General features: G+C 72.5%; 22 protein-coding genes. 7 read left to right on the top strand and 15 right to left on the bottom strand.

All coding sequences use genetic code 11. The annotated features are described in order from the left end of the window. Positions 1 to 7: 7 nt before the first annotated feature. The gene (locus ACFYX3_RS34575; RefSeq protein WP_389022340.1) at positions 8 to 2,698 is read right to left on the bottom strand and encodes a LuxR C-terminal-related transcriptional regulator; all 2,691 of its coding nucleotides are present in this window, start codon (positions 2,696 to 2,698) and stop codon (positions 8 to 10) included. A 227-nt stretch (positions 2,699 to 2,925) separates the two neighbouring features. Beyond that, a complete protein-coding gene (locus ACFYX3_RS34570; RefSeq protein ID WP_359517354.1) occupies positions 2,926 to 3,243 on the bottom strand; it encodes a DUF5955 family protein in 318 nt (105 codons plus the stop codon). Positions 3,244 to 3,429: 186 nt separating this feature from the next. Here ACFYX3_RS34570 and ACFYX3_RS34565 point away from each other — a divergent pair, with 186 nt between their 5' ends. The 3 genes from ACFYX3_RS34565 (at position 3,430) to ACFYX3_RS34555 (ending at position 7,281) form a co-directional block, all read left to right on the top strand. After that, positions 3,430 to 4,044: an NTP transferase domain-containing protein gene (locus ACFYX3_RS34565; protein WP_389022197.1), complete on the top strand. Its 615-nt coding sequence runs from the start codon at positions 3,430 to 3,432 to the stop codon at positions 4,042 to 4,044. A gap of 226 nt (positions 4,045 to 4,270) precedes the next feature. Beyond that, positions 4,271 to 5,893 (top strand): malate synthase A, encoded by a 1,623-nt coding sequence (gene aceB / locus ACFYX3_RS34560; RefSeq protein ID WP_389022194.1) that lies wholly within the window; start codon positions 4,271 to 4,273, stop codon positions 5,891 to 5,893. Between the two features lie 242 nt (positions 5,894 to 6,135). Beyond that, entirely contained in the window at positions 6,136 to 7,281 is a 1,146-nt protein-coding gene (locus ACFYX3_RS34555; RefSeq protein ID WP_389022191.1) for a GDSL-type esterase/lipase family protein, read from the top strand. A gap of 9 nt (positions 7,282 to 7,290) precedes the next feature. On the opposite strand, the gene ACFYX3_RS34550 is transcribed toward ACFYX3_RS34555, so the two are convergent. The 3 genes from ACFYX3_RS34550 to ACFYX3_RS34540 form a co-directional block, all read right to left on the bottom strand. After that, entirely contained in the window at positions 7,291 to 9,078 is a 1,788-nt protein-coding gene (locus ACFYX3_RS34550) for a hypothetical protein (protein ID WP_389022188.1), read from the bottom strand. 51 nt (positions 9,079 to 9,129) lie between these two features. Further along, positions 9,130 to 10,206 (bottom strand): hypothetical protein, encoded by a 1,077-nt coding sequence (locus ACFYX3_RS34545; RefSeq protein ID WP_389022185.1) that lies wholly within the window; start codon positions 10,204 to 10,206, stop codon positions 9,130 to 9,132. Between the two features lie 123 nt (positions 10,207 to 10,329). Then, positions 10,330 to 11,301, bottom strand: coding sequence for a fibronectin type III domain-containing protein (locus tag ACFYX3_RS34540; RefSeq protein ID WP_389022182.1), 972 nt, complete (start codon positions 11,299 to 11,301; stop codon positions 10,330 to 10,332). A 142-nt stretch (positions 11,302 to 11,443) separates the two neighbouring features. On the opposite strand from ACFYX3_RS34540, the gene ACFYX3_RS34535 reads away from it, so the two are divergent. Then, positions 11,444 to 12,034: a hypothetical protein gene (locus ACFYX3_RS34535; protein ID WP_389022178.1), complete on the top strand. Its 591-nt coding sequence runs from the start codon at positions 11,444 to 11,446 to the stop codon at positions 12,032 to 12,034. A 130-nt stretch (positions 12,035 to 12,164) separates the two neighbouring features. On the opposite strand, the gene ACFYX3_RS34530 is transcribed toward ACFYX3_RS34535, so the two are convergent. The 9 genes from ACFYX3_RS34530 to ACFYX3_RS34490 form a co-directional block, all read right to left on the bottom strand. After that, positions 12,165 to 12,851 carry an aspartate/glutamate racemase family protein gene (locus ACFYX3_RS34530; protein ID WP_389022175.1) on the bottom strand — a complete coding sequence of 229 codons (687 nt, stop codon included), beginning with the start codon at positions 12,849 to 12,851 and terminating at the stop codon, positions 12,165 to 12,167. A gap of 62 nt (positions 12,852 to 12,913) precedes the next feature. Next, entirely contained in the window at positions 12,914 to 14,263 is a 1,350-nt protein-coding gene (locus ACFYX3_RS34525; protein ID WP_389022172.1) for a nucleobase:cation symporter-2 family protein, read from the bottom strand. A gap of 373 nt (positions 14,264 to 14,636) precedes the next feature. Then, the gene (locus ACFYX3_RS34520) at positions 14,637 to 16,025 is read right to left on the bottom strand and encodes an 8-oxoguanine deaminase (RefSeq protein WP_389022169.1); all 1,389 of its coding nucleotides are present in this window, start codon (positions 16,023 to 16,025) and stop codon (positions 14,637 to 14,639) included. A 48-nt stretch (positions 16,026 to 16,073) separates the two neighbouring features. Further along, positions 16,074 to 17,489: a nucleobase:cation symporter-2 family protein gene (locus tag ACFYX3_RS34515; protein ID WP_376587858.1), complete on the bottom strand. Its 1,416-nt coding sequence runs from the start codon at positions 17,487 to 17,489 to the stop codon at positions 16,074 to 16,076. 73 nt (positions 17,490 to 17,562) lie between these two features. After that, positions 17,563 to 18,486: a factor-independent urate hydroxylase gene (gene pucL / locus ACFYX3_RS34510; RefSeq protein WP_389022165.1), complete on the bottom strand. Its 924-nt coding sequence runs from the start codon at positions 18,484 to 18,486 to the stop codon at positions 17,563 to 17,565. Positions 18,487 to 18,491: 5 nt separating this feature from the next. Continuing rightward, positions 18,492 to 18,881 (bottom strand): hydroxyisourate hydrolase, encoded by a 390-nt coding sequence (uraH, locus tag ACFYX3_RS34505; RefSeq protein ID WP_376587863.1) that lies wholly within the window; start codon positions 18,879 to 18,881, stop codon positions 18,492 to 18,494. A gap of 2 nt (positions 18,882 to 18,883) precedes the next feature. Continuing rightward, a complete protein-coding gene (gene uraD, locus ACFYX3_RS34500; protein WP_389022161.1) occupies positions 18,884 to 19,402 on the bottom strand; it encodes a 2-oxo-4-hydroxy-4-carboxy-5-ureidoimidazoline decarboxylase in 519 nt (172 codons plus the stop codon). A 155-nt stretch (positions 19,403 to 19,557) separates the two neighbouring features. Then, positions 19,558 to 19,896: a helix-turn-helix domain-containing protein gene (locus tag ACFYX3_RS34495; RefSeq protein ID WP_389022337.1), complete on the bottom strand. Its 339-nt coding sequence runs from the start codon at positions 19,894 to 19,896 to the stop codon at positions 19,558 to 19,560. A gap of 44 nt (positions 19,897 to 19,940) precedes the next feature. Further along, positions 19,941 to 20,195, bottom strand: coding sequence for a hypothetical protein (locus ACFYX3_RS34490; protein WP_116158143.1), 255 nt, complete (start codon positions 20,193 to 20,195; stop codon positions 19,941 to 19,943). A gap of 137 nt (positions 20,196 to 20,332) precedes the next feature. Here ACFYX3_RS34490 and ACFYX3_RS34485 point away from each other — a divergent pair, with 137 nt between their 5' ends. The 3 genes from ACFYX3_RS34485 (at position 20,333) to ACFYX3_RS34475 (ending at position 23,746) form a co-directional block, all read left to right on the top strand. Next, the gene (locus tag ACFYX3_RS34485) at positions 20,333 to 21,166 is read left to right on the top strand and encodes a TIM barrel protein (protein ID WP_389022158.1); all 834 of its coding nucleotides are present in this window, start codon (positions 20,333 to 20,335) and stop codon (positions 21,164 to 21,166) included. Positions 21,167 to 21,210: 44 nt separating this feature from the next. Next, entirely contained in the window at positions 21,211 to 22,101 is an 891-nt protein-coding gene (locus ACFYX3_RS34480) for a 2-hydroxy-3-oxopropionate reductase (RefSeq protein WP_389022155.1), read from the top strand. Positions 22,102 to 22,288: 187 nt separating this feature from the next. Continuing rightward, positions 22,289 to 23,746, top strand: a complete 1,458-nt coding sequence (locus ACFYX3_RS34475) for a catalase (RefSeq protein ID WP_382651902.1) — start codon at positions 22,289 to 22,291, stop codon at positions 23,744 to 23,746. A 365-nt stretch (positions 23,747 to 24,111) separates the two neighbouring features. On the opposite strand, the gene ACFYX3_RS34470 is transcribed toward ACFYX3_RS34475, so the two are convergent. Continuing rightward, on the bottom strand, positions 24,112 to 25,302 hold the full coding sequence (locus ACFYX3_RS34470; RefSeq protein WP_389022151.1) for an MFS transporter: 1,191 nt from the start codon (positions 25,300 to 25,302) through the stop codon (positions 24,112 to 24,114). Positions 25,303 to 25,310: the final 8 nt, after the last annotated feature.

Here is a 25,310-nt window from a genome sequence, read left to right as displayed (position 1 = left end):
CGGGACGTCACAGCAGCCGCAGTTCGCGGGCGCGGCGGACGGCGTCGTTGCGGCGGTGCACCGCCAGCTTCCGGTAGACGGCCTTGAGGTGGGTCTTCACCGTGTTCACGGACACGTACAGGTCGGCGGCGATGTCCTCGGTCGACATCGCTCCGGCGAGCCGCTCCAGGACCTCGCGTTCCCGTTCGGTGAGCTCCTCCGTCGGCATCACGGCCCCGGGTCCGTCTCTGGCCGGTCCGCCCGGCGGCTCCGGTTCCGGTACGAGCCACCCGGCGGCCAGCGCGCGCAGCGGGGGCTCCGCCAGGAAGGGCCCGATCCAGGGCCCGGCGTCCCGGAAGGCGCGCCTGAGGTCCTCGCGGCGGCCCTCGGCGAGAGCCCGCGCGAGCAGCCTGCGGGCGGTGGCGGTGTCGCCCTTCAGCGCCGCCGCCCGGGCCCGCACCAGCGCGGCCGGCACGGCCACCGCCGGTCCTGACCGCCCCTCGACCGTGAGGCCTTCGAGCAGGTCGAGGGCCGTGCCGGGGTCCCCGGCGGCGAGATGGGCCCGCGCCGTGCCGACGGTGCACAGCGGCTGGTCCCCGGCGACCTGCCGGAGGACGTCGACGGCCGCGTCCGGACGGCCCTCGGCCAGGTGCGCGTGCGCGACGGCCAGGGCGGCACGGCCCCGCGCCCAGGGCGAGACGTCGGCGGCGGGCACGGGTCGGGTCGCGACGGTCAGGGCCGCGCTCGTACGCCCCCGGGCCAGCAGAACGTCGGCCGTGACGGCGCGTCTGGTCGCGGCCGCCACCGGATCCACCGGCGGCTGCTCGGGCAGCCCGGCGAGGAGGGCCTCGGCGCGGTCGACGTCGTCCCGGCCGAGGGCGACCGCGGCCAGGACCAGCTGTCCGAGTCCGGAGCCCTGCGGCCGGCCGAGGCCGTACCGCTCGGCCTCGACCGTCATCGCGAGCACCTGGCGTTCCGCCGCGCTCGGCCATCCGTTGAGGTGGTCGACGAGCGCCAGGTGTTCCAGTGCCTCCATCCGCGGGAGCACGACGGAGGCCGTACGGGGGGCGGCGACCACCTGGGCGAGGGCGGCCCTGGCCTCGTCGAGGCGTCCGGCCCACAGCCGGGACGCGCCCCCGTGGGTCAGCAGCAGGGCGCGGAGTTCCGGGTGCGCGTCGAGGAGCCGGGAGGGCATCTGCTCCATCAGGCGGCGGGCCGACCGGGTTGCTTGTTCGGCCAGATGCACCGAGCCGGAGAGGCGCCCGGCCAGTGCCCCGAGGAGGGCGTGGCTCAGCAGGGCCGCGGGGGTGCCGCGGTCCTCGGCCGACAGCTGTTCCGCCGCCAGGCGGAGGTGCGCCATGCCGCGTTCGAGGGCCGCCCGGTCCGACCGGACGGACCGGTGCGTCCGGGACAGCTCGCACGCGGCGCGGACGAGGTTCGTGGCCGCGTCGGGTGTCTCCCCCTCCATCGCGGCGAACCAGTCCACGGGCTCTCCGGAGCCCAGGCCGGTGAGGAGCTGCCCGATCGCCAGATCCTCGACCAGGGCGCCGGCGAGGTACGTCCAGTCCCGCGCGGCGGCGCCGTGGACCAGCATCTCGCGCAGCGTGCCGGAGCGCCGGAGCCAGTGCGCGGCCCGCCGGTGCAGCTGGGGTTCGAGGCCGGGGGCGCGGCTGCGGAGATGGGCCCGGAGTATCTCCCGGAACAGCGGATGGAGCCGGTACCAGCCGTGGCCGTAGTGCTCGACGAAGGCGTTCGCGCGGTGCAGTCCGGCGAGGATCGTCGCGGCGTCGCGCCGCCCGGTCAGCTCGTCCGCCAGGTCGGGACAGAAGCGGTCGAGGACGCTGATCCGCAGGAGCAGGTCCTGGGTCTCGGGAGGCTGCCGGTCGAGGACCTCGGCCAGGAGGAAGTCGGCGATCGTGCTCCGTCCCGCCTCGAACTCCTTCAGGTAGAGCTCGGGATCCGGGCTGGACCGCGCCGCCAGGGCGCTCAGCCGGAGGCCCGCCGCCCATCCCCGGGTGCGCTCCACCAGCGCCTCGGCCACCGGGACGGACAGCGAGAGGCCGTGCAGATCGAGGAGCTCGACCGCCTCCTCGGTGGTGAAGGCCAGCTCGGCGTCCCGGATCTCGGTCATCTCCCCGGCCGTCCGGTAGCGGTGGAGCGGGAGGAGGGGTTCGCTGCGGCTGACGAGGACGAGGCGCAGTCCCGGCCTGGCGTGCCGCAGGACGAACTCCAGCTGCCGTGCGACCTCGGGGTCGGCCACCTCGTCGAACTCGTCGATCACCACGGTGACGGGCTGGTCGCGCCCGGCGAGTTCCGAGGCGATCCGGCTGAGGAGGGTGTGATGGGCCCTGGTCGCGTCGGCGGGGAAGCCGATGGCGGCGGGTACGGGCACACCGGCGGCGTTCAGGGACTGCAGCAGCTGGGCCCAGAACATCCCGGGGCCGTCCACGGCGGCGTCGAGCGTCAGCCAGGCGACCGGCTGCCCGAGGTTCGCGGCCCAGTCGGCGACCAGGAGGGTCTTCCCTGCCCCCGCGCTGCCGTTGACCACGGTCAGCGGGGTCGACAGCGCCTGCCCGAGCTGCCCGACCAGCCGCTCACGACGCAGAAACGTCCCGGGGCGACCTGGCAGGGCGAACCGCGTCTGCAGGAACGGGTCGCCCAGCGGGTCGACGGCAGCGGAGAGCGGGGCGCCCCGCCCACCGGCGCCTCCTGGGAGCAGGGCCGGGCCGTCGCCGGTTCTGCCGGGTCGCGGCTCGTCCCACCCGTCGTCGTCACCACCCGTGGCCGCCACGACCACCACCACCTTCCGGCCGGAACCGCCGAGGCGGAACCCTCCCTCAGGATGGAAGCCTTCTCCCCGGGTCGGCCACCGCACAGAGCCCCGCAGGCCCCTGTGGGGTACCCGAAGGTCCCCTTCCGGGTACCCGGAAGGGCCCGGTGGCGGGCCTACTGCCCGGGCTGCGGGGGCCCGAAGAGCTCGACGGCTCGCCGGACGCCGGCGAGCGCCTCGGCGAGAGCGCTGACGGAGCCGACGCAGCCCGCGACGAGCAGCAGCGAGCGGCGCAGCCGCCGTACCTCGGGGTCGCCGCTGAGCGCCATGGCGTCAAGCGCGGCGAGCTCGTCCTCGGCGATGCCGCGGTCGGCGAAATCGATCCGGAGCGCGGCCAGTTCGCGCCGGAGCCGGGACACGGCGGACCGCAGTTCGGCCACCCTGGGGTCCATGCCCTCGCCGGTCACTCGCCTCTGCCCCACGCTTCGCAACATGGATCTCCCCCTCGCACGACGATGTGCGCAGAACTCCGCTCCGGACACCCCGAGCCGACCCCCCGGACGACGGCCGGGCGCCGTGAGCCGCGGGCCAGTTAACTCCTTCGCCACCCCGGCGCGCCACCCTTGGTGGTCGGAATTCAGGCGACCGTGTGATTCGGCCGGATGAGGTATGCAGGTGGCATGACAGCTGCAGAAGATCGAACCCCCGTCGTCGCCGGACTGCTGCTCGCCGCCGGGGGCGGGAGGCGGCTCGGGGGGCGTCCGAAGGCACTCCTCTCCCATCGGGGGCGGCCGCTGGTCGAGCATGCCGTGGGGGTGCTGCGCGGGGCCGGTTGCGAGGTGGTGCACGTGGTGCTCGGGGCGTCGGCGGACGTCGTACGGGAGCGGGCGGAGCTGCCCGGTTGCGTCCTGGTGGACAACCCGGAGTGGGCGGAGGGGATGGGTTCCTCGCTGCGGGCGGGGCTCGCCTCGCTGGCGGCCGACCCGCGCGGGGTGGACGCGGCGCTCGTCCTCCTGGTCGACCAGCCGGGGATCGGGGCGGAGGCGGTGGCCCGGGTCAGGGCTGCGTACGGATCGCGGGATTCGCTGGCGGCAGCCTCGTACGACGGGCAGCGGGGCCATCCGGTGCTTTTCGGAGCGGGGCGCTGGGCGGGGATCGTGGAGACGGCGGTGGGCGACCGGGGGGCGCGGGACTATCTGGCGGCACACCGGGATGCGATCACCCCGGTGGACTGTTCGGATGTGGCCGAGCCGTACGACATCGACACGGAGGCGGACCTGTCCCACCTGGAGTGAACGGACTGGCACCGAGCGCCGCGTTCTGTCGATCCGGAGAATCTCGACATCAACAAACCATTGAACTTCCACCATGAGGAAACTAGTATCCACTGTTCAGAAGCCCTTGGTCGTTGAGAGGGCGCTCGCGGCCGTATCTCGGCGCCTACGGCACTCCGTGCCGTCCCGTGACGCCCGGCGGCCGCCTGGCACCGCCCGTGAAGTCCGCTGAAGGAAGTGACAGTTCATGTCCGCACCAGCGCCGTCCCCCCTGGCCGTCGTCGATGCCGAGCCCCTGCCCCGCCAGGAGGAGGTGCTCACCGAGGCCGCCCTGGCCTTCGTCGCCGAACTGCACCGGCGGTTCACCCCGCGCCGGGACGAGCTCCTCGTCCGCCGGGCGGAGCGTCGCGCCGAGATCGCCCGCACCTCCACCCTGGACTTCCTTCCGGAGACCGCCGCGATCCGCGCCGACGACTCCTGGAAGGTCGCGCCGGCCCCGGCCGCCCTGAACGACCGCCGCGTCGAGATCACCGGCCCGACCGACCGCAAGATGACGATCAACGCGCTCAACTCCGGCGCCAGGGTCTGGCTCGCCGACTTCGAGGACGCCTCCGCGCCGACCTGGGAGAACGTCGTCCTCGGCCAGGTCAACCTGATCGACGCGTACACCCGCAACATCGACTTCACGGACCCGCGTTCGGGCAAGTCGTACGCCCTGAAGCCCGCCGACGAGCTCGCCACCGTCGTGATGCGGCCGCGCGGCTGGCACCTGGAGGAGCGTCACCTCACCTTCGACGGACGCCCGGTGCCCGGCGCGCTCGTCGACTTCGGCCTGTACTTCTTCCACAACGCCCAGCGTCTGATCGACCTCGGCAAGGGCCCGTACTTCTACCTCCCGAAGACGGAGTCGCACCTGGAGGCCCGCCTCTGGAACGACATCTTCGTCTTCGCCCAGGACTACGTCGGCATCCCGCAGGGCACCGTCCGCGCCACGGTCCTCATCGAGACCATCACGGCCGCGTACGAGATGGAGGAGATCCTCTACGAGCTCCGCGACCACGCCGCCGGCCTCAACGCGGGCCGCTGGGACTACCTCTTCTCCATCGTCAAGAACTTCCGTGACGGCGGAGCCAAGTTCGTCCTTCCGGACCGCAACGCGGTCACGATGACCGCCCCGTTCATGCGCGCGTACACCGAACTCCTCGTGCGCACCTGCCACAAGCGCGGCGCGCACGCGATCGGCGGCATGGCGGCGTTCATCCCGTCCCGCAAGGACGCCGAGGTCAACAAGGTCGCCTTCGAGAAGGTCAAGGCCGACAAGGACCGCGAGGCCGGCGACGGCTTCGACGGCTCCTGGGTCGCCCACCCCGACCTGGTCCCGATCGCGATGGCCTCCTTCGACGCCGTCCTCGGCGACAAGCCCAACCAGAAGGACCGCCTCCGCGAGGACGTCTCCGTCGCGCCGGGCGACCTCATCGCGATCGACTCGCTCGACGCGAAGCCCACGTACGAGGGTCTGCGCAACGCCGTGCAGGTCGGCATCCGCTACATCGAGGCGTGGCTGCGCGGCCTCGGCGCCGTCGCCATCTTCAACCTGATGGAGGACGCGGCCACCGCCGAGATCTCCCGCTCCCAGATCTGGCAGTGGATCAACGCGGGCGTCGTCTTCGAGAACGGCGAGACCGCCACCCCCGAGCTGGCCCGCAAGGTCGCCGCCGAGGAGCTGGCCGCGATCCGCGCCGAGATCGGCGAGGAGGCCTTCGCGTCCGGCAAGTGGCAGCAGGCCCACGACCTGCTCCTCCACGTCTCCCTGGACGCGGACTACGCGGACTTCCTGACCCTTCCCGCGTACGAGCAGCTGGTCGGCTGACGCACGCACGTCGGCCGACCGCACAGCGGCCGCACGCCTTCTGAACAGGGCCCCGCCCTCGGTGTCGCACAGCACCGGGGCGGGGCCCCGTCGCGTTCCCGGGCGGGGCACAGGGGACGTGACGGAACCGAGATATGCAGCTACCTAGCGGTAATAAGCCGCGCCGTGCGAGATTCCGCCATGCCACCGGCCGGCGGCTGTCCCCCACGTCACTGCGTACCGCATACCGCAGGAGCACAGCCATGCCTTCTACCCCCCACCGTGCGCTGCGCGCACTCCTGGCACTGTGTACCGCCGCCGGGCTCGCCTCCGTCGCCGTCCCGGCCGCCCATGCCGCCCCCGGCGCCGGCCCCACCGCCGTCGTCACCATGGGCGACAGCTACATCTCCGGCGAGGCCGGACGGTGGCTGGGCAACAGCCTCACGAACTCCGGCAGCCGCAACGGCACCGACCGCGCCTGGACGGGCAGCACCTACGACCCGTCCCGGGTGTACGGCGGCACCGCCGGCGGCTGCGACCGCTCGGACACCGCCGAGGTGAAGAGCGCCGGACCGATCGCGAGCTCGCTGATCAACCTCGCCTGCTCCGGGGCGACGACGGAGAACGTCTTCCGCGCCTCCCAGGGCGGCCGGGCCTACAAGGGCGAGGCGCCCCAGGCCGACCAGCTGGCGGCCGTGGCCGCCGCCAACGACGTCAAGCTGATCGCGCTGTCCATCGGCGGCAACGACCTCGGCTTCGCCGACATCATCAGCACCTGTGCGAGCGACTACATCGTCTGGTACTCGTACTGCCACGACGACCAGCAGGCCGTCGTCGACGCGAAGATCGACGGCGTGATGGCCGACGTCGGCCGGTCCGTCGACGAGATCCGGGCGGTCATGACCGCCGCCGGGTACACCGCCGGCGACTACCGGATCGTCCTCCAGTCGTACCCCTCTCCCATTCCGCGCGCCGCCGACAACCGGTACGGGGAGAGCGGCTGGAGCCGTACCAACACCGGCGGCTGCCCGTTCTGGAACGCCGACTCCGACTGGGCCCGCGACTCCCTGGTGCCCCGGATCGCCGACCGCCTCAAGGGCGTCGCCGCGGCGAAGGGCGTGCAGTTCCTGGACCTGCGGGACGCGCTCCAGGGCCGTGAGGTCTGCGCGAAGGCGAGCCGGCAGGTCACGTCGACCGTGCCCCCGTCGGCGACGACGAGCGAGTGGGCGCGCTGGATCGACAGCCAGAGCACGCAGGGCCTCGTCCAGGAGTCGATGCACCCCAACGCCTACGGCCAGCAGGCCCTCGGCAAGTGCCTGGCCCTGATCAACGCCGTCCCGACGGGGAACCGGAGCTGCCGGAACACGGCGGGGACCGGGACGTCCGGGATGTACCTCACGGCGAACTAGCGATCGCCGTCACGGGAGCGTGATGCCGAGCGGGCGCAGGACCCGCTCGGTCTCGTGGCGGTCCGCCGCGGCCATCGCGCGGACCAGGGCGGCGGAACCGCCGGGCCAGCCGGCCGCCGCCGTGTCGAAGGCGGCGCGGCGGGACTCCAGCGGGCCCTTCTTGGCGGGCAGCGCGTCGAGGACGTGCAGGGCCCGGGCCGAGAGCCGCACCTGGATCGGGTCCGCCGGCTCGCCCCGCTCGCTCAGGGCTTCCAGGGCGTACGCGCCGATGACCGGGTCGCGGAGGGCTCCGCGCAGCGCATCGGGCGGCGCGCCGGCGGTGTCCAGGACGGCGAAGAGGCCACGGGTGGCGGCCGCCTCGGAGGCGCCGGCATGGACGGTGCCGAGGGCGGCGAGCAGCTGGGACCAGGCCTCGGCGGAGTCCACGCGCGCGTGGAGCCAGTCGGCCAGTACGCGCGCGGCGACGGAGGCCGACCAGCCCCCGGCGGCGGCGACCACGTCCGGCGCGGTCCAGGCGGCGGCCTCGGCGGCGTCGGGCGCGGTGACCCCTCGCACGGCGAGCAGGTAGCGCACGGCTCCCGCGCCACGCGGGGTGAGCCCGAAGGCGTCGCCACTGCGGAAGACGAGGCCGGTGGCGGCGAGGCGGTCGATGACCATGGCGAGGTCGCGGCCCGGTCCTTCGAGCCGGTCCCGGTCGGCCTCGTTCAGGTCGGCCGTGCCGAGGAGCCGTACGAGCTCCGGAACGGGCGGGACGGTGTACGCGTCGGGCGCCGTGTCCGGCACCGCCACGGGCAGGTCCTCCAGGGCCGGGTCGACGGACCAGTCCTCGTACTCGGCGGCCTTGCGGGCGACGGACTCGGCCGCGCAGCCCCGCTGGTAGACCGCGTACAGCAGGTGCGGCGCCTCTCCCCCGTACGGCTCGAACTCCTCCTCCGCGAGCTCCTCGACGGCGCCGATCAGGCTGTCGGCGTCCTCCTCGACGGGCCCGGCCTCGATCGCGGGCGGCGGGGGTACGGGGGCGGCGGGGTCCCCGTAGTAGTCGAGGTGCTCGTCGAGGAGGGCGTCGGCGAGGACGAGGTGGGGGAAGGCGTCGGGTCCCGGCGCGAACCGTGCGTACGGTCCTGCGAGCTGCTCGGCGAGCCCGGCGGCGGTCCACCGGTCCTGGAGCGCTGCGGCGAGCTGCCCGATGCCGGTCGCGACGGCGTGGTCGGTGAGCAGCGGCCCGGCGGCCGGGGGCGCTTCGGCGTCCCGCACGTACGCGCGCGTGAGGGCCTCCGAGAGCAGGACGTCGGCGAGGGCGGTCCGCCCCATGAGGTGGGCGCGGCGCACCCCGTCGGGGAGCGGCGCCCCGTCGAGGGCGGCGAGCCTGCGGCGCACGTCCTCGGGGTCGGCGAGGTCGGCGCCGACCGTCCGCAGGAGCGAGGCGTACCAGCGGTGCCAGGTGAGGTTGCCTGGGTCGTTCATGGCGCGCTCGAAGTCGGGCGCGGACTCGGCGACGACCGACGCGATCCGCTCGCGCCGCCCTCCGTCGAACCGTGCGGCGAGGGCCCCGAGGACGGCCGGATAGGCGGCGAGCTGTCCGGGCGGCGCGTACACGAAGATCGGCAGGTCCTCCACCAGGAGCTGCCGCACGAGCCCGGGCGTCGGTTCGGGCACGCCCGTCGTCCGGTCGGCGCCGCGCAGGGCGAGCAGCCCGAGGACCGCTTCGGCGGCCCGCGCGAACGCGGGGTCACGATGCTCGGGCGCTCCGTCGAGGAAGCTGTCGAGCCCGGTGTTGGTGAGAACGGTCCCGGCCACGCTTCCCAGGGTAATTCCGGGGAACCGGTTACGGCGGGCAAGGACCACCGCTCAGGAGTGTCGCCGCAGTTCGCGGGCCACATGGGTCAGGTGCTGGTTGTGGCCGGACCGGATCCAGAGGTCGGGGTGCCCGGTGTCGGGCAGGCCGCCGCCGTCGGCGCAGACGCGGAGCCAGCGGTCCCCCTCGCTGTACTCCGCTCCCCTGTAGTGCGGGGAGGCGACGATCTCGCGGGCGAGCGCGCGGACCCGGAGGTGGTGGCCGGACTCGGCCGGGACCTCGCCGATGAGGAAGGCCTGATCGGCGGTGTAGCGCAGGGCCCCGCGGAACGGGTCGTCCCCCGTGTCGGAGACCCGGTCGGCGCTCGCCGCGTCGTGCGCCCCGTAGTCGCCGTGGACGGGCCGCGAGCCGGGCCCGCCGCCCGAGTGGCGGAGCAGCCCGGGGAGGAGACGGTCGGCCCGGCACGTCTCGGCCAGGGGCGATCCGTACGCCTCGGGGCGGGTACGCGGGAAGGCGCCGGCCAGGAGCACGACGGTGCGCCAGGGGTGGAGGGGGGCGAGGACGTTCAGGGCCCGGAGCGCCGTGAGGTCGGCGCCCTGGTCCTCGTCGACCGCGCCCAGGTCGAGGAGGAGGTCCAGGGGGCACCGGGCGAACTCGATCCGTTCGAGGAGCCGGCCCAGCGCTTCCGCGGTCCGCCCGCCGGTGTCCGGGCGTACACGGATGCCGAGGCCGGTGCCGCCCGCGCGGGCGGCCTCGGCGCAGGCCACCTGTGCGCCGGCGGCGCGCTCGATGCCGGTGACGGGTCGCAGCGGGGGCCGGACCGCGCCGAGGCCGGGGAAGCCCGGCTCGCGCTCGACGTGCCTGGTGTCGACCCAGGCGGGCCGGTCGCGCTGCACGCGCGCGATGCGCGCCAGGGCCAGGCGCACGTGGTCGCCGAGTGCGGCGGGGTCGGGGTCGAGGGGGCGGGACGGGCACCCGGGGGTCCGTTCGTGGCCGACGCGGGGCGGGACGGTCCAGAGCGGCGCGACGACGGCCCGGAGCTCCGGTGCCAGCAGGCCGTACGCGACGAGCGCGCTCGGGCGGGCGGGCAGGGCGGGTACGTAGAGCGGGTCGGAGGTCGGTTCGGACATCGGCGCCCCCCAACGGCCTGTCGCTTCCCCTGTTCGCAGGGTGAGGTGCCGTCAGCTTGAGCGAAAGGGTGCGATTTCGGCCAAAGGAAGGGAAGTTCAGCGCAATCGGTGCGCTCAGCCCGCTCAGCGCACGACCACGGTCCTCGGTGCGGAGAAGTCGCCCCAGGTGCCGTCCGGGAGCTGGGCGCGGAGGGTGATGGTGTAGCGGGTGCCCGGGGGGTCCTGGACCGGGAAGGCGTAGGTGGCGCGGCCGGGGGGTGGGGTGGTGCCCCAGACGATGGTGGTGGCGAAGCGGCCGTTGAGGTGGAGTTCGTGGCGGGTGACGGGGGCGCCCGTCTTCGGCGGGGTCCAGGTGAGGGTGATCTCGCCCTTGCCGGCCGTGGCGGTGAGGTCCTTGGGGGCGGTGTTCGGCGGGGCGCCCGGGGACGGGGCGGTGGTGAGGTCGGCGGGGGTGCTGTCCGGGGAGGAGTTCTCGGCGGCGTCGCGGGCCCGGACGGTGAACGCGTAGGCGGTGCCGGGGCGCAGGCCGGCGAGGCGGGCGGTGGTGGCGGTGCCGGGGACGGTGTGGATGCGGGTGTCGGCCTGGTAGACGTCGTACGCGGTGACCCGGGTGTCGTCGCGGGCCGGAGACCAGCGGAGGGTGGCGGCGCGGCTGCCCTCGGCCGTGACGCGGAGGGCGGTCGGGGCGGTCGGGGGCGTGCGGTCCTCGGCGGCGGCGGGGAGGGTGGTGGCCGTGACGGCGGCGCTCGGGGGCGAGACGTTGCCGGCGGCGTCGCGGGCGCGGACGGTGAAGCGGTGGCGGGTCGCGGGGGCGAGGCCGACCACGTCGGTCATCAGGGTGGTGGCGGGGAGGTCCCTGACCTTGCGGCCCTCTCGGTAGACGGCGTATCCGGCGACGGCGCGGTCGTCGGTGGCCGCGCTCCACATGACGTGCACGGTGCTCGCGCTGCCGGCGACGGCGGTGACTCCGGTGGGGACGGTGGGCGCCCGGGTGTCCTTCGGCGCGGGGACGGCGGCGCTGGAGCAGGCGGCGAGGGTGAGGGTCATCGCGAGCGCGAGGGCAGTCAACAGGCTTGTGGCGAGCGGGCGTTGCACGGGCCGGCCTCCGTCCGTCGAAAAGGTCCAGACCTATATCGCACAGCCGGAGCCGGGACGGCAAGAGGCCGGCAAGGGGGTGTTGTCAGTGGGGTGCGCTTCACTGGAAGCGTCACGCTCCGTAGTCGACTCAGGGGGAATCATGACGGACCGTACGACCTATGTCTCGCTCGCCGGGGTGCGCGGGCGCGGCTGGACCGACGCGATGGTGCGGGACCTGCTCGGCACGCCCGACGTGCAGGGCCGCGATCCGCGTCGCTGGTCCCTCGCGCCCGTACGGCTCTATCTCCTCGCCCGGGTGGAGACCGTGGAGCGGACGCCCGAGTTCACCGAGACGGCGTCGCTCTGCCGGGCCCGGGCCTCGGCCGCCGGGGTCCACGCCGAGCGGCGGCGGGCCGCCGTCCTGACCGCGATCCGCGCGGAACCGATCGAGGTGCCCCTGCTGCCGGGTCCCGAACTGGAACGGCGGGCCGCGCGGCACCGGCACCTCCTGGAGGCCCGAAGTCCCGGCCCGGACCGGGGCGGCCCGCCCGTCGGGGCGCTCGTGCGGTGGCAGGTGAGCTATCTGCGGCACGCCCTGTCGCGGTACGAGTCGCTGCTCGACGGGCTGTACGGGGCGACCGGCCGGGGCGAGGCCGAGCGGCTGCTGAGGCGGCGGCTGTACGAGGCGATCGCCGCCGCCTACCCCTCGCTGGGCGCGGAGTGCCGACGGCGGATCGCGGTGGAGCGGTGAACTCCGGGTGTCCGCGGATGGCGGCCCGTCGGCACGGTAGCCGGCGCTCTTCCGGTGTCAGCCGGTCGCCCGGCGGCCGACAGCCGGCGGTCCGGCGCCCGCCGGCCCGTCTCTCACCGGCCCGGCGGCGTCAGCCCGTCAGCAGGCGGGTGATCGCGCGGCAGGCCGCCGGGATCGGGGCGACGACCCGGACCGCGCAGCGGGCGTGGAGTTCCTCGGCCGCCTCGCCGAGCGGGCCGCCGCCGATGACGACGGCGCGGGCGCCGTCGCGTTCGGCGCTGGCGCGGACGGCACGCTCGAGGCGGTCGAGGAGGAGCGCCGGGTCGGCGGAGAGCCGCTCGGGGGCGCCGGCGGTGAGCCGGAGGCCGGTGTACCGGTCGCCGAGGCCGAGGGCGGTCACGCGCGCGTGGATGGCGTCGGCGAGGAGCGGGGTGGCGGTGGCGATGCCGAAGGGCGTTCCGTCGGCGGCCGCTTCGAGGAGCGCCGCCTCGCCGAGGCCGACCGCCGGGACCCCGGTCGGGGCGAGCGCCGCGCGCAGTGCCGCGAGGCCCGGGTCGCCGAAGGCGGCGACGAGGAGGGCGGCGCAGTCGCCCCCGGCCGTGGCGCGCAGGCCGGCGGCGAGGACCTCGGGGGCGGCGGCCCGCAGGGCGTCCGGGTCGGTGAGCATGCGCGGGCCCCGGGCGACGGTCACGCCCCGGACGGGGCGGGCCGGCCCCAGGGTGCGCCGGGCGATCGCGGTCATCATCGCGGTGGTGGCGCTGCAGGTGTTGGGGTTGACCAGCACCACGGCCCCGGGCGCCGTACGGTCGGCACGCACCGCGGCCCCGGGCCCCGCGGTGTGCGCGGGGGCCGGGGCGGGCGGTGGGACGAGGAGCGGGTTCAGTGGGCGTGCGCCGCCTTCGCCGTGGCGCTGCCGGAGATCTCCTCGCCGGGCTCCATGGGCGCGGTGACCTCGTCGGCGTCGCGGCCTCGGCCCAGGTGGTTGAAGACCACGTTGAGCAGGACGGCGGCCACGCAGCCGGTCGAGATGCCGGAGTCCAGGATGATCTGGGCGGTCTCCGGGAAGGCGTGGTAGAACTCCGGCTTCGTGATCGGGATGATGCCGACGGCGAGCGAGACGGCCACGATCAGCACGTTGTTGTCCTTCTCCAGGCCGGCCTTGACCAGGGTCTGGATGCCGCTGGCGGCGACCGAGCCGAAGAGGACGACGCCCGCGCCGCCGAGGACCGGCCTGGGGACGACCGAGATGAGCGAGGCGGCGACCGGCGAGAGGCCCATGAGGACCAGGAAGCCGCCGCCGCAGGCGACGACGAAGCGGCTGCGGATCCGGGTCATGGCGACCAGGCCGATGTTCTGCGCGAAGGCGCTGCACATGAAGCCGTTGAAGAGCGGGCTGAGCGCCGAGCCGAGCGTGTCGGCGCGCAGGCCGGCCGCGATGGTCTTCTCGTCGGCGGGCCGCTCGACGATCTCGCCGAGCGCCAGCATGTCGGCGGTCGACTCGGTCATGGAGACGAGCATGACCACGCACATGGAGATGATCGCGGCGAGGGCGAACTGCGGGGCGCCGAAGTGGAACGGGGACGGGAAGCCGACGATGTCCGCCTGGGTCACCGGGGAGAAGTCGGTGACCCCGAAGGGTATGGCGATCAGCGTGCCGATGACGAGGCCGACCAGGACCGCGACCTGCTTGAGGAAGCCGCGGGTGAACCGGCGGAGCAGCAGGACCACGAGGAGCGTGATGCCGGCGAGCGAGAGGTACGTGGTCGAACCGTAGTCCTCGGCCTTGGGGTTGGGCCCCTGGGCCCAGCCGAACGCGACCGGGAGGAGGGAGACACCGATGAGGGTGATCACGGTGCCGGTGACGACCGGCGGGAAGAACCGCACGAGCCGGGAGAAGAAGGGGGCGGCGGCGAAGCCGAGGAGTCCGGCGACGATGATCGCGCCGAAGATCACGGGGAGCGCGTCGGCCTTGTTCTCGGTGGTGTCGACGATCGCCAGCATGGGCGCGACGCCGGCGAAGGTGACGCCGTTGACGAACGGCAGCTTGGCGCCGATCTTCCAGACGCCGAGCGTCTGCAGGAAGGTGGCGAGGCCTGCGGTGAAGAGGCTCGCGCCGGTGAGGAAGGTGAGTTCGGTGCCGGAGAGGCCGACGGCCGCTCCGACGATCAGGGGCGGGGCGACGACGCCCGCGTACATCGCGGCGACGTGCTGGAGGCCGCTGGTGGCCATCTTGAGTGGGGGCAGCGTCTCGTCGACCGGATGCTTCTCACGGTCTTCGGGGGCGGAGCCTTCGTCTGGTGCATTGCGAACCTGGGGCGTGGCGGCCACGGCGGTTCCTCCGGTCGGTTACACGTCGGCGGCGACGAGGGGGTCAAGGAGGTTGGTGCGATGCGATGCGGGTGCCGGACGGGGCGGGATGCGGGGCAGTGCGGGGTGCCGGACGGGGCGGGTGCCCGGTGGGGTGCGGGCACGCTTCACCGTCCCGGGTGGTGCCGTACGACTTCTGCGTACGGCACCACCCGGTCGGGCTGCCGCGGACCCCGCTCGGGTCCGCGGCGACCGACCGAGGGCCGTCCCCCTCGGTCGGACTCCATGGGGAGGGTCAGCTCTGGGCCGTGATCCGGGCCAGGCGCTGCGCCTCCGCGCGCGCGTCACGCGCGATCTGCTCCTCGTCGGCGAACAGCAGTCGGTTGTTCTCGACGATCTGCTTGCCGTTGACGAAGGAGGCGGTGACCGGTGCCGCCGCGCCGAAGACGATGGCGGTGACCGGGTCGGCGATCGAGGAGTGGCCGAGGCCGTCGATCTTCCAGAGGACGAAGTCGGCGAGCTTGCCGGCCTCCAGCGAGCCGATGTTGTCGGCGCGGCCGAGGACCTGGGCGCCGCCGTAGGTGCCGAGGCGCAGGGCCTGGCGGGCGTTGAGCGCGGCCTCTCGGTGCGCGCCGAGGCGGTTGATGAGGAGCGCGTTGCGCAGCTCGGTGTGCAGCTCACCGGACTCGTTGGAGGCGGTGCCGTCGACGCCGAGGCCGACGGGAACGCCCGCCTTGAGCATGTCCGGTACGCGGGCGATGCCGGCGGCGAGGCGCGCGTTGGAGGACGGGCAGTGCGCCACACCGGTCTTGGTGCGGGCGAAGGCCTCGATGTCGGAGTCGTTCATGTGGACGCAGTGGGCCATCCACACGTCCTCGCCGAGGAAGCCGGTGGACTCGAAGTAGTCCGTCGGGCCCATGCCGAAGAGCTCGTGGCAGAACTTCTCCTCCTCCACGGTCTCCGAGCCGTGGGTGTGCATGCGCACGCCGAGGCGGCGGCCGAGCGCGGCGCCCTCGCGGAGCAGCTCGGTGGAGATGGAGAAGGGGGAACAGGGGGCGACGGCGACCTGGGTCATGGCGTCGAAGGAGGCGTCGTGGTACTTCCGCACCGTCTCCTCGGTCGCGGCGAGCGCGCCCTCGGTGGTCTCGACGGCGAAGTCCGGCGGCAGGCCGCCGTCCTTCTCGCTGCGGTCCATGGAGCCGCGGGCCAGGGTGAAGCGGACGCCCATGTCGGAGGCGGCGCCGATGATGGCGCCGGAGAGGTCGCCGGAGCCCTGCGGGTACACGTAGTGGTGGTCCATGGCCGTGGTGACACCGCCGCGGGCCATCATCGCCAGGGAGCCCCGGGCGGCGACGCGGACCATCGACTCGTCGATCCGGGACCACGTCGGGTAGAGCGCGACCAGCCAGTTGAAGAGGTTGTGGTCGGTGGCCAGGCCGCGGGTGATCCACTGGTAGAAGTGGTGGTGGGTGTTGACCAGACCGGGCGTCACCAGATGACCGGTGGCGTCGATCCGGCGGACCACGTTCTCCAGGCCCTCGGGCGCCTTGCCGGCGCCGATGGACTCGATCTTGTTGTCGGCGACGACGAGGTACCCGGAGGCGTACTCGGTGTCGTTCGCGTCGACGGTCGCGATCGCCGCGTTCTCGATGACGATGCGCTGGGCTGCCGAAGGTGCTGCCATGGCGGTGCTTCCTTCATTCCTCGGGGATGGTTCGGGCACGGCAGGACCCTAGGAGGATTTGAGTGCCGGAGCGGTGTGACGGCTCCGGGTGCCGAGATGGTGGAAGAACAGGTTCAGCAGGACGGCGACGAGCGCGCCCGCGCTGATGCCGGAGCCGAGCACTGTCTGCGCCCAGGCGGGGAAGCCGGCGTAGAAGGTGGGCGCGGCGAGCGGGATGATGCCCGCTCCGAGCGCGACGGCCACCAGGATGATGTTGGAGCTGTCGTCGAGTCCGGCCTCGGACAGGGTACGGATGCCGCTGACCGCGATCGAGCCGAACAGGACGATGCCGGCGCCGCCGAGGACGGGCATCGGGACCATGGAGACGACCGCGCCGAGGACCGGGAAGGCGCCGAGGACCAGGAGGGCGCCGCCGGCGACGGCGACCACGTACCGGGAGCGGACCCGGGTCAGCGAGACGACGCCGACGTTCTGCGCGAAGGCGGAGGTCGGGAAGCCGCCGAAGACGGGGCCGAGCAGGGTGGCGATGCCGTCGGTCCGCAGGCCGCGGGTGATGGTCTTCCCGTCGCTGCGGCGCTCGCAGATCTCGCCGAGGGCGAGCATGCCGGCGCTGGACTCGGTCATGAGGACCAGCATCACGATGCAGAGGGAGAGGATCGCGGCGGGCTGGAACTCGGGGGCGCCGAAGGCGAAGGGCGCGGGCAGGGCCGCGACGGGCGCCTCGCGCAGGGCGCTGAAGTCGGCCATCCCGAAGGGGATCGCGGCGAGGGTGCCGATGAGCAGGCCGAGCAGCAGGGCGATCTGCTTGACGAAGCCCTTGCCGAAGCGCTGGAAGAGCAGGATGACGACGAGGGTGAAGCCGGCGAGCGCCAGGTACTTCATGGAACCGAAGTCGTCGGCGGTCTTGTCGCCGCCCTGGGCCCAGCCGACGGGCACGGGCATCAGGGTGACGCCGATGAGGGTGATCACGACGCCGGTGACGAGCGGCGGGAAGAAGCGGAGGAGCCTGCCGAAGAAGGGTCCGACGGCGAGGCAGAAGACTCCGGCGACCATCACCGCGCCGTAGATGGCGGGGAGTTGGTGTCCGGGGGCGCTGGTCTCGGCGATGGCGAGCATCGGGGCGATGCCTGCGGAGGAGGCGGCGTTCACGAACGGGAGCCGGTTTCCGGCGAAGCGTCCGAGGCCGAGGGTCTGCAGGATGGTCGCGCAGCCGGCGATGAGCAGGCTGGCCGCGATGAGCCGGGTCATTCCTGCGGCGTCCAGGCCGACGGCCTGGCCGATGATGAGCGGAGGGGTGACGACGCCGGCGTACATGGCGGCGATGTGCTGGAGTGCCGCGGGGACGAGCCGCGAGGCGGGGAGTCTCTCGTCCACCGGGTGGCACTCGGCGGGGGCCGAGGTGGTGGTGGACGGGGTGGAACACGGGCCTTCGGCGGGTGCCGGCCCCTTTGCAGGCTGAGCCATTGTTGTTCCCTCCGGTCCGGTGCACCGGCCCCGCCCGACTGCGGGCGGGCGGGGCCGGTCACGCGGATGCCGCTTAGAGGTTGGTCATGTCGACCGGGATCTGCGCCGTGGCTCCGTCGCGGAGGACGGTGGCCTCGATGAGGCCGTACATGCGGTCGGCGGCGTAGTAGACCTCGTTGTCGTTCTTCAGGCCGAAGGGTTCGAGGTCCACCAGGAAGTGGTGCTTGTTCGGGAGCGAGAAGCGGACTTCGTCGATCTCCGAGCGGTGGTTGATGATGCGCGTGGCCATCTGGTACAGCGTCTGCTGGAGGGAGTACGAGTACGTCTCCGAGAAGGCCTCGAGCATGTGCTTCCTGGTCTGCTCGTAGGACCGCTCCCAGTTGGGCATGCGCTGGTCGTCGTCGGTCCAGTTGAACCGCCAGCGGGCGGACACCTGGGTGGCCAGGATGCGGTCGTACGCCTCCTGGAGGGTGGTGTACTGGTCCTTGATGTAGCCCCAGAACTCCGAGTTGGTGGAGTTCATGACGACGAGGTCCTTGAGGCCGGAGATGACCTCCCACTTCTCGCCGTCGTAGGTGATCTGGGTGACGCGGGTCTCCTGGCCCTTGCGGGCGAAGGAGTGGTTGACCTCGTCGGCGCCGATGAACTTGGAGTTGGCGTCGGAGGAGGCGATGCGCTCCCAGGCGTACTCCTCGATCCGGATGCGCGCCCGCTTGATCGGCTCCTGGCTCGTCACGAAGTGACGGGCGAGGTGGATGCCGAACTGCTCGGCGGACTCGATGCCGTACTCCTTGGCGAACGCGAAGATGGTGTTCTTCGTCGTGTCGGTGGGGAGGCAGTGGGCGTTCGAGCCGGTGAGGTGGACGTCGTCGAGGTCGCCGGAGAGGGCGACGGAGACGTTCAGGTCCTTGATGTGGTGGGTGGCGCCGTCCCGCGTGATCTTGACGACGCGGTTCTCTGCTTTGCCGTACTGGTTCTGGCCGAGAATCGTGGGCATGTCTGCTAGCTCCCTCGGTAAACGGAGTAGCCGAACGGGTTGAGCAGCAGCGGTACGTGGTAGTGCTCGCCCGGCTTGACGGCGAACGTGATCGCCACCTCCGGGAAGAACGCACCGCTGTCCCTTACGCGGGGGGCGTCCTGCTGCGCCTCGGCTTGCTTCTTGGAGAAGTACGTCTCGGTCTCGAAGTCGAGACGCACGTGGGTGGTTTCTTCCGGCAGCGCCGGCAGGTCCTTGCAGCGCCCGTCCGCGTCGGTGGCGGAGCCGCCGAGCGTGACCCACTCCGCGTCGGAGCCGCTGCGGGCCGCGAGCGTGATGGCCACGCCCTCGGCCGGGCGGCCGATGCTGGTGTCCAGGATGTGTGTGGACACCGAGGCGGTGGTGTCGGTGCTCATGCTCAGCTCTCTTCCTCGGGAGTCTCTACGAGACGGGTCAGCCGGATGCGGTTGATCTTGCCCAGTTCGGTGCGGACGATCTCCCGCTCCGTCTCGGGCGAGTTGCCGATCCGCTCCCGGACCGCGTCGCGCATCTGCTCGCCGGTCCTGCCGGTGGCGCAGATGAGGAAGACATGACCGAACTTGTCCTGGTAGGCCAGGTTGAGTTCGAGCATCTCGGCCTTGAGCTCCGCGGAGGCGCCGGCCATCCCGCTCTGCTCGCGGGAGGAGGTCGGGTCCCCGGCCTTCGGACGACCGATCGGCGGGTGCCCCGCCATCGCCTCGGCCAGGTCCTCCGCGGTCAGCTCGGCCATGGCGGCGTCGCTGGCGAGGAAGAGGGCTTCGGCGGTGGAGTACGGGCGCTGGGCGAGCAGCTCGCTCCCCCACGCCGAACTGGAACACACCTCGTGGAGCGCGGCCGCGGCCTCGCTGTCCGAGGAGGTGTTGAACCGGGTGAGGCCCGGTGTCGTACCTGAAGTCACGGGAAGCCTCCGTGGCTGTTTTTCGCTGTGCGTCGGACGGGCTGCGGATAGCTAACGCCCTCCGCAACACAACGTCAACACTTTGTTGAAAACTCGGCCATACAAAAGCCGTCGTCCCGACATCTGGACGACGGCTCCCTGCCACGCGTGATCAACTACTCGCCCCTGGCGGCCTTTTCCCTGCTCAGAGCGGTCTCGCGGTTCAGGTAGTTGTACACCGTGAAACGGCTGACACCGAGCGCCCCGGCCACCGTCTCCACTCCGTGGCGCACCGAGAAGGCACCCCGCGCCTCCAGGATCCGGACGACTTCCTGCTTCGCCTTGCGGTCCAGTTCGGCCAGCGGCATCCCGTGCCGTCTTTCCATCGCGACGAGGATGTGGTCCAGGGACTCCGAGAGCTGGGGCAGACGCACGGCGAGCACGTCCTCGCCCTCCCAGGACAGGACGACGTCGTCGACCTCCGCCTGCGCGGGGCCGAGCAGCTCGGCGCCCATGGCGTCCACCAGGGGCTTCACCGCCGCCACCAAGGGGTGCTCGCTCACTTCTCACCCTCCCCGATCACGTTGACCTGGAGCGAGACGCGGGTGGCGCCGGCCGCGAGCGACCTGCGCAGCAGTGCGTCGACGGCGGTGAGCACCGCGTCGGCGCCGCCTTCCGCCGTGTTGCCGAAGGGGCCGACGTCGACCGCGTCCAGCTGGGCCGACTGGATGACCTCACGAGCCACGACCGCGTGCGCCGGCGCCTCGTCGAGGTCGAACGGCTCGGTCGTGAACTCCACTCTCAAACGCTCCATGCCCCCACGCTACGGCCCCACCCGGCCCCGCGGGAGCCCCGGACCTGCGGGGACCTCTTGACAAGTGCGAGGGCCGCCTTGCAACATTCCGTCAGACAGAAACTTACTTCCGCAATACGGAAGGAGCGCCGCCCCTCATGGGATACACGGACCAGCGCTTCGATGTGAACCTGTCGATCCTCTTCACGGAACTCCCGCTCCTGGAGCGCCCCGCGGCCGCCGCCGCGGCGGGCTTCACCGCGGTCGAGCTGTGGTGGCCCTGGATCGACACCGCCACCCCCGAGCAGAGCGAGCTCGACGGCCTCAAGAAGGCTCTTGAGGACGCCGGCACCCAGCTGGTGGGCCTGAACTTCTACGCCGGGCAGCTCCCCGGCCCGGACCGCGGAGCCCTCTCCGTACCCGGGGAAGAGTCGGACCGCTTCCGCGCCAACATCGAGGTGGCCGCCGACTTCGCCGCCTCGGTCGGCTGCAAGGCGCTCAACGCCCTCTACGGCAACCGCGTCGAAGGCGTGGACCCGCAGATCCAGGACACCCTCGCCCTGGAGAACCTGGTCCTGGCCGCCCGCGCGGCGGACCGCATCGGCGCGATCCTCCTCGTCGAGACCCTGAACAAGCCGGAGTCGCCGCTCTATCCGCTGGTGAGCGCCCCCTCCGCGATCGAGGTCGTCGACAAGGTCAACGCGGCCACCGGCCTCGGCAACGCCAAGTTCCTCCTCGACATCTACCACCTGTCGATGAACGGCGAGGACGTCAGCCAGGTCATCGCGGAGCACGCGGCCAAGACCGGCCACGTCCAGATCGCGGACAACCCGGGCCGCGGCGCGCCGGGCACCGGCGACCTGCCGCTCGAGCAGCTCCTCGACGAGCTGAAGAAGGCCGGCTACGACGGCTGGGTCGGCCTGGAGTACAAGGCCGCCGACGCCGCCGCTTCCTTCGAGTGGCTGCCCGCCGAGGCCCGCCCGGCTCGCTGACGCAGGCCCCCTCCCCGTATCACCTTGTTTTGAGAGGCACCCTCATGAGCAACCTCCCCAAGATCGCTTGGATCGGCCTCGGCATCATGGGCTCCCCCATGTCCGAGAACCTCCTCAAGGCCGGCTACTCGGTCACCGGCTTCACCCTGGAGCAGGACAAGCTGGACCGCCTGGCCAAGGCCGGCGGCTCCGCGGCCGGCTCGATCGCCGAGGCCGTCAAGGACGCCGACGTCATCATCACGATGGTGCCCGCGTCGCCGCAGGTCGAGGCCATCTCCTACGGCCCCGAGGGCATCCTGGAGAACGCCAGGCAGGGCGCGCTGATCGTGGACATGTCCTCGATCACCCCGCAGACCTCGGTCGACCTGGCGAAGAACGCCAAGGAGAAGGGCATCCGCGTCATCGACGCCCCGGTGTCCGGCGGCGAGGCCGGCGCCATCGAGGCCGTGCTCTCGATCATGGTCGGCGGCGAGCGGGCCGACTTCGACGAGGCCCTCCCGATCCTGGAGGCCCTCGGCAAGACCATCGTGCTCTGCGGCCCGCACGGCTCCGGCCAGACGGTGAAGGCCGCCAACCAGCTGATCGTCGCGGTCAACATCCAGGCCTGCGCCGAGGCCGTGGTCTTCCTGGAGAAGTCGGGCGTGGACCTGAACGCCGCCCTCGACGTCCTCAACGGCGGTCTGGCCGGCTCGACCGTGCTGACCCGCAAGAAGGACAACTTCCTGAACCGCGACTTCAAGCCCGGTTTCCGGATCGACCTGCACCACAAGGACATGGGCATCGTCACCGACGCCGCCCGCAACGTCGGTGCCGCCCTCCCGGTCGGCGCGGTCGTCGCCCAGCTCGTCGCCTCGCTGCGCGCACAGGGTGACGGCGGCCTGGACCACTCGGCCCTGCTGCGCGCCGTCGAGCGCCTCTCCGGCCAGCAGGTCTGACCCCACGCCCCTCCATCGGGGCCCCTGATTTCCGGTCGGCGGCGGCGCTGACAACCTGTCCTGTCGCGCCCAGGCGTCGCCGCCGACCGGAACACCACACTTCATTTTCAACAAACTGTTGACGTTACGTTCAAGCCGAATTTACGCTCCTCGGACCGTCAGCAGAGCTCCCGTACGGAAGGTCACGATGTCGAAGCGCGTGCTTACGACCGAGTCCGGCGCCCCCGTCGCCGACAACCAGAACTCCGCCACCGCCGGCGTCGGTGGCCCTCTCCTCCTCCAGGACCAGCACCTGCTGGAGAAGCTCGCGCGCTTCAACCGTGAGCGGATCCCGGAGCGCGTGGTGCACGCCCGCGGTTCCGGCGCGTACGGCTACTTCGAGGTGACCGACGACGTCACCGCGTACACCAAGGCGAACTTCCTCGGTGAGGTCGGCAAGAAGACCGAGACCTTCATCCGCTTCTCCACCGTGGCCGACTCGCTCGGCGGCGCGGACGCGGTCCGCGACCCCCGCGGCTTCGCCCTGAAGTTCTACACCGAAGAGGGCAACTACGACCTCGTCGGCAACAACACCCCGGTGTTCTTCATCAAGGACCCGATCAAGTTCCCCGACTTCATCCACTCGCAGAAGCGCGACCCCTTCACGGGCAAGCAGGAGGCGGACAACGTCTGGGACTTCTGGGCGCACGCCCCCGAGGCCACCCACCAGATCACCTGGCTCATGGGCGACCGCGGCATCCCGGCCTCGTACCGTCACATGAACGGCTACGGCTCCCACACCTACCAGTGGACCAACGAGGCGGGCGAGGCCTTCTTCGTCAAGTACCACTTCAAGACGAACCAGGGCATCCGCTCCCTCTCCGCCGACCAGGCCGCCGAGCTCGTCGGCAAGGACGCCAACTCGCACCAGACGGACCTGCTCCAGGCCATCGAGCGCGGTGTGAACCCCTCGTGGACCCTGTACGTCCAGGTCATGCCGGCCGCCGAGGCCGCGGACTACCGCTTCAACCCGTTCGACCTCACCAAGGTGTGGCCGCACAGCGACTACCCGCTGCAGCGCGTGGGCCGCCTGGTCCTCGACCGCAACCCGGACAACGTCTTCGCCGAGGTCGAGCAGGCCGCGTTCTCCCCGAACAACTTCGTGCCGGGCATCGGCCCCTCGCCGGACAAGATGCTCCAGGGCCGTCTCTTCGCCTACGCGGACGCCCACCGCTACCGCCTCGGCGTCAACCACACCCAGCTCCCGGTGAACGCCCCCAAGGCGACCACGGCCCAGAACTACGGCCGCGACGGCGCCATGGCGACCCGCAACGGCTCGCGCCACGACAAGAACTACGAGCCCAACTCGTACCAGGGCCCGGCCCAGACCGACGCCGCGCTCTCCGCGCCGCTCGCCATCCACGGCTGGACCGGCACCCACGCGGCGCCCGCCCACACCAAGGACGACGACTTCTTCCAGGCCGGCGAGCTCTACCGCCTGATGTCCGAGGACGAGAAGAAGCGCCTCGTCGCCAACATCGCCGGCGGCCTGTCCCAGGTCTCCCGCGAGGACGTCATCGAGAAGAACCTCGCGCACTTCGCCGCCGCCGACGCGGACTACGGCAAGCGTGTCGAGGAGGCCGTCCGCGCCCTGCGCGAGGACTGACCACCCAGACTGCGTACGGCACCTGACGGGAGGTCGGTGCCGTACGTGGTCCGGATCGCCGGCCCGGATGAGGGGTGGTCGGCGAACCGGACAAGCGTGAGGACCGCGGCGGCTCCGAGCCAGTGCGGTGGTAAGGACGCCGGGCCCCCTTCTTGACCTGAAGGAAGGGGAACCGCCCCGGCGCCCGTCGGTACCGCCGCGGTCCCAACGCCCCCCTTCCGGGGGATCCCACAGACTCCGCCCGGCGACACGAACGTCCTGTCGCGCCAGCCTCGTGCCGTCGGGCGGTCACAACGGGAGAGCGCGGAACCAGGTTTACGGTCCCTGGTTCCGCGCTCTTCTTCGTTTCCACGGCTCCCCGGCTTCTACGCCTCCACAGCGGATCGCTCGCGCGATCCGGCCCCCCTCCGCTCCGCCCGGGCGAGCAGGAACGTCACCGTGAGCGAGGCGAGGGCGAGCAGCACCATCCCCGCTCGGGGTGACGTGTACTGGGCGAGGGTGCCGGCCAGCGCGGCACTCACCCCCTGGAGGGCGAGCATTCCCGAGGTGTGGAGGCCGAGGGCGTGGCCGCTCAGGTTCTCCGGGACCAGGGTCATGAGCCGCTCCTGGTGCAGCAGGCTCGCGCCGTAGCCGACCGCAGACACCGTCACCAGGACGAGCGCGAGCGGGAGCTCGGGGTTGAAGGCGAACACCAGGAACGGCGCCGCGAGCAGTGCCTGCAGGGGGAAGCGGATGCGGTCGCGCAGGCGTGCCGGTACGAAGCGGCCCACGGCGGTGTCGCCCGCCAGCATTCCGAGCGCGCCGCAGGCGAAGAGGAGCCCGGCGTGCTCGGGGGCGTACGGCACGAAGAGGGACTCGCAGCCGACGATCAGGCCGTTCGGCACCCAGAGTGCGAGGTAGGCGCGGCGGCGGGCGGGGACGGACAGGAGGCGGCCGTTGGTGCGCCAGGTCTCGGCGGCCGAGGGTCGCCCGGCCGCGCGGGGCGGGCGGGCCCCGAGGCCGAGGCGGGCGGTCAGGGCGGAGGCGAGGTAGAGACCCGCGCCCACCAGGACCGTGCCGCGGGGCGAGAGCATCGCGACCAGGAGCCCGCCGGTGGCGAAGCCGCCGATCTGGAAGGCGCCGGTGGCCATGTTCATCACGGAGCGTCCGAGGAGGTACTCCTCGCGCGGGAGGATCTCGTTCAGGAGCCCGTAGCGCACCCCGCCGCCCAGCGAGGCCGCGAGCCCCTCCGCGAGCAGGATCACGAAGACCGCCCAGGTCGGCAGGGCGGGGATCGCCAGGACGGCGGTGCCGAGCGCGAAGAAGAGGGCGATGCCGGAGATCGCGGCGCGCGGCGGCAGCCGGTCGGCGGCGGAGAGCAGCGTCGTCGCGCCGAGGAGCTGGGCGAGCGAGGGGCCGAAGAGGGCGAGGGCCGAGAGGAAGGGGGACCCGGTCGCGCGGAAGACGAGCGTGGCGAGACCGAGCCCGGCGACGGTCTGGGCCGCGGTGTGCGCGGCGCCGGTGAGGAAGAGCGGGGTGAACTCGGGCGTGCGGAAGAGAGCGCGGTAGCGGGGCATGCGGGGAG

Source organism: Streptomyces sp. NPDC002463, from assembly GCF_042889835.1.
GTDB lineage: Bacteria > Actinomycetota > Actinomycetes > Streptomycetales > Streptomycetaceae > Streptomyces > Streptomyces nymphaeiformis.
The sequence above is the reverse complement of the archived record's forward strand: the minus strand, read 5'-3'. Positions and strand labels throughout refer to the sequence as shown.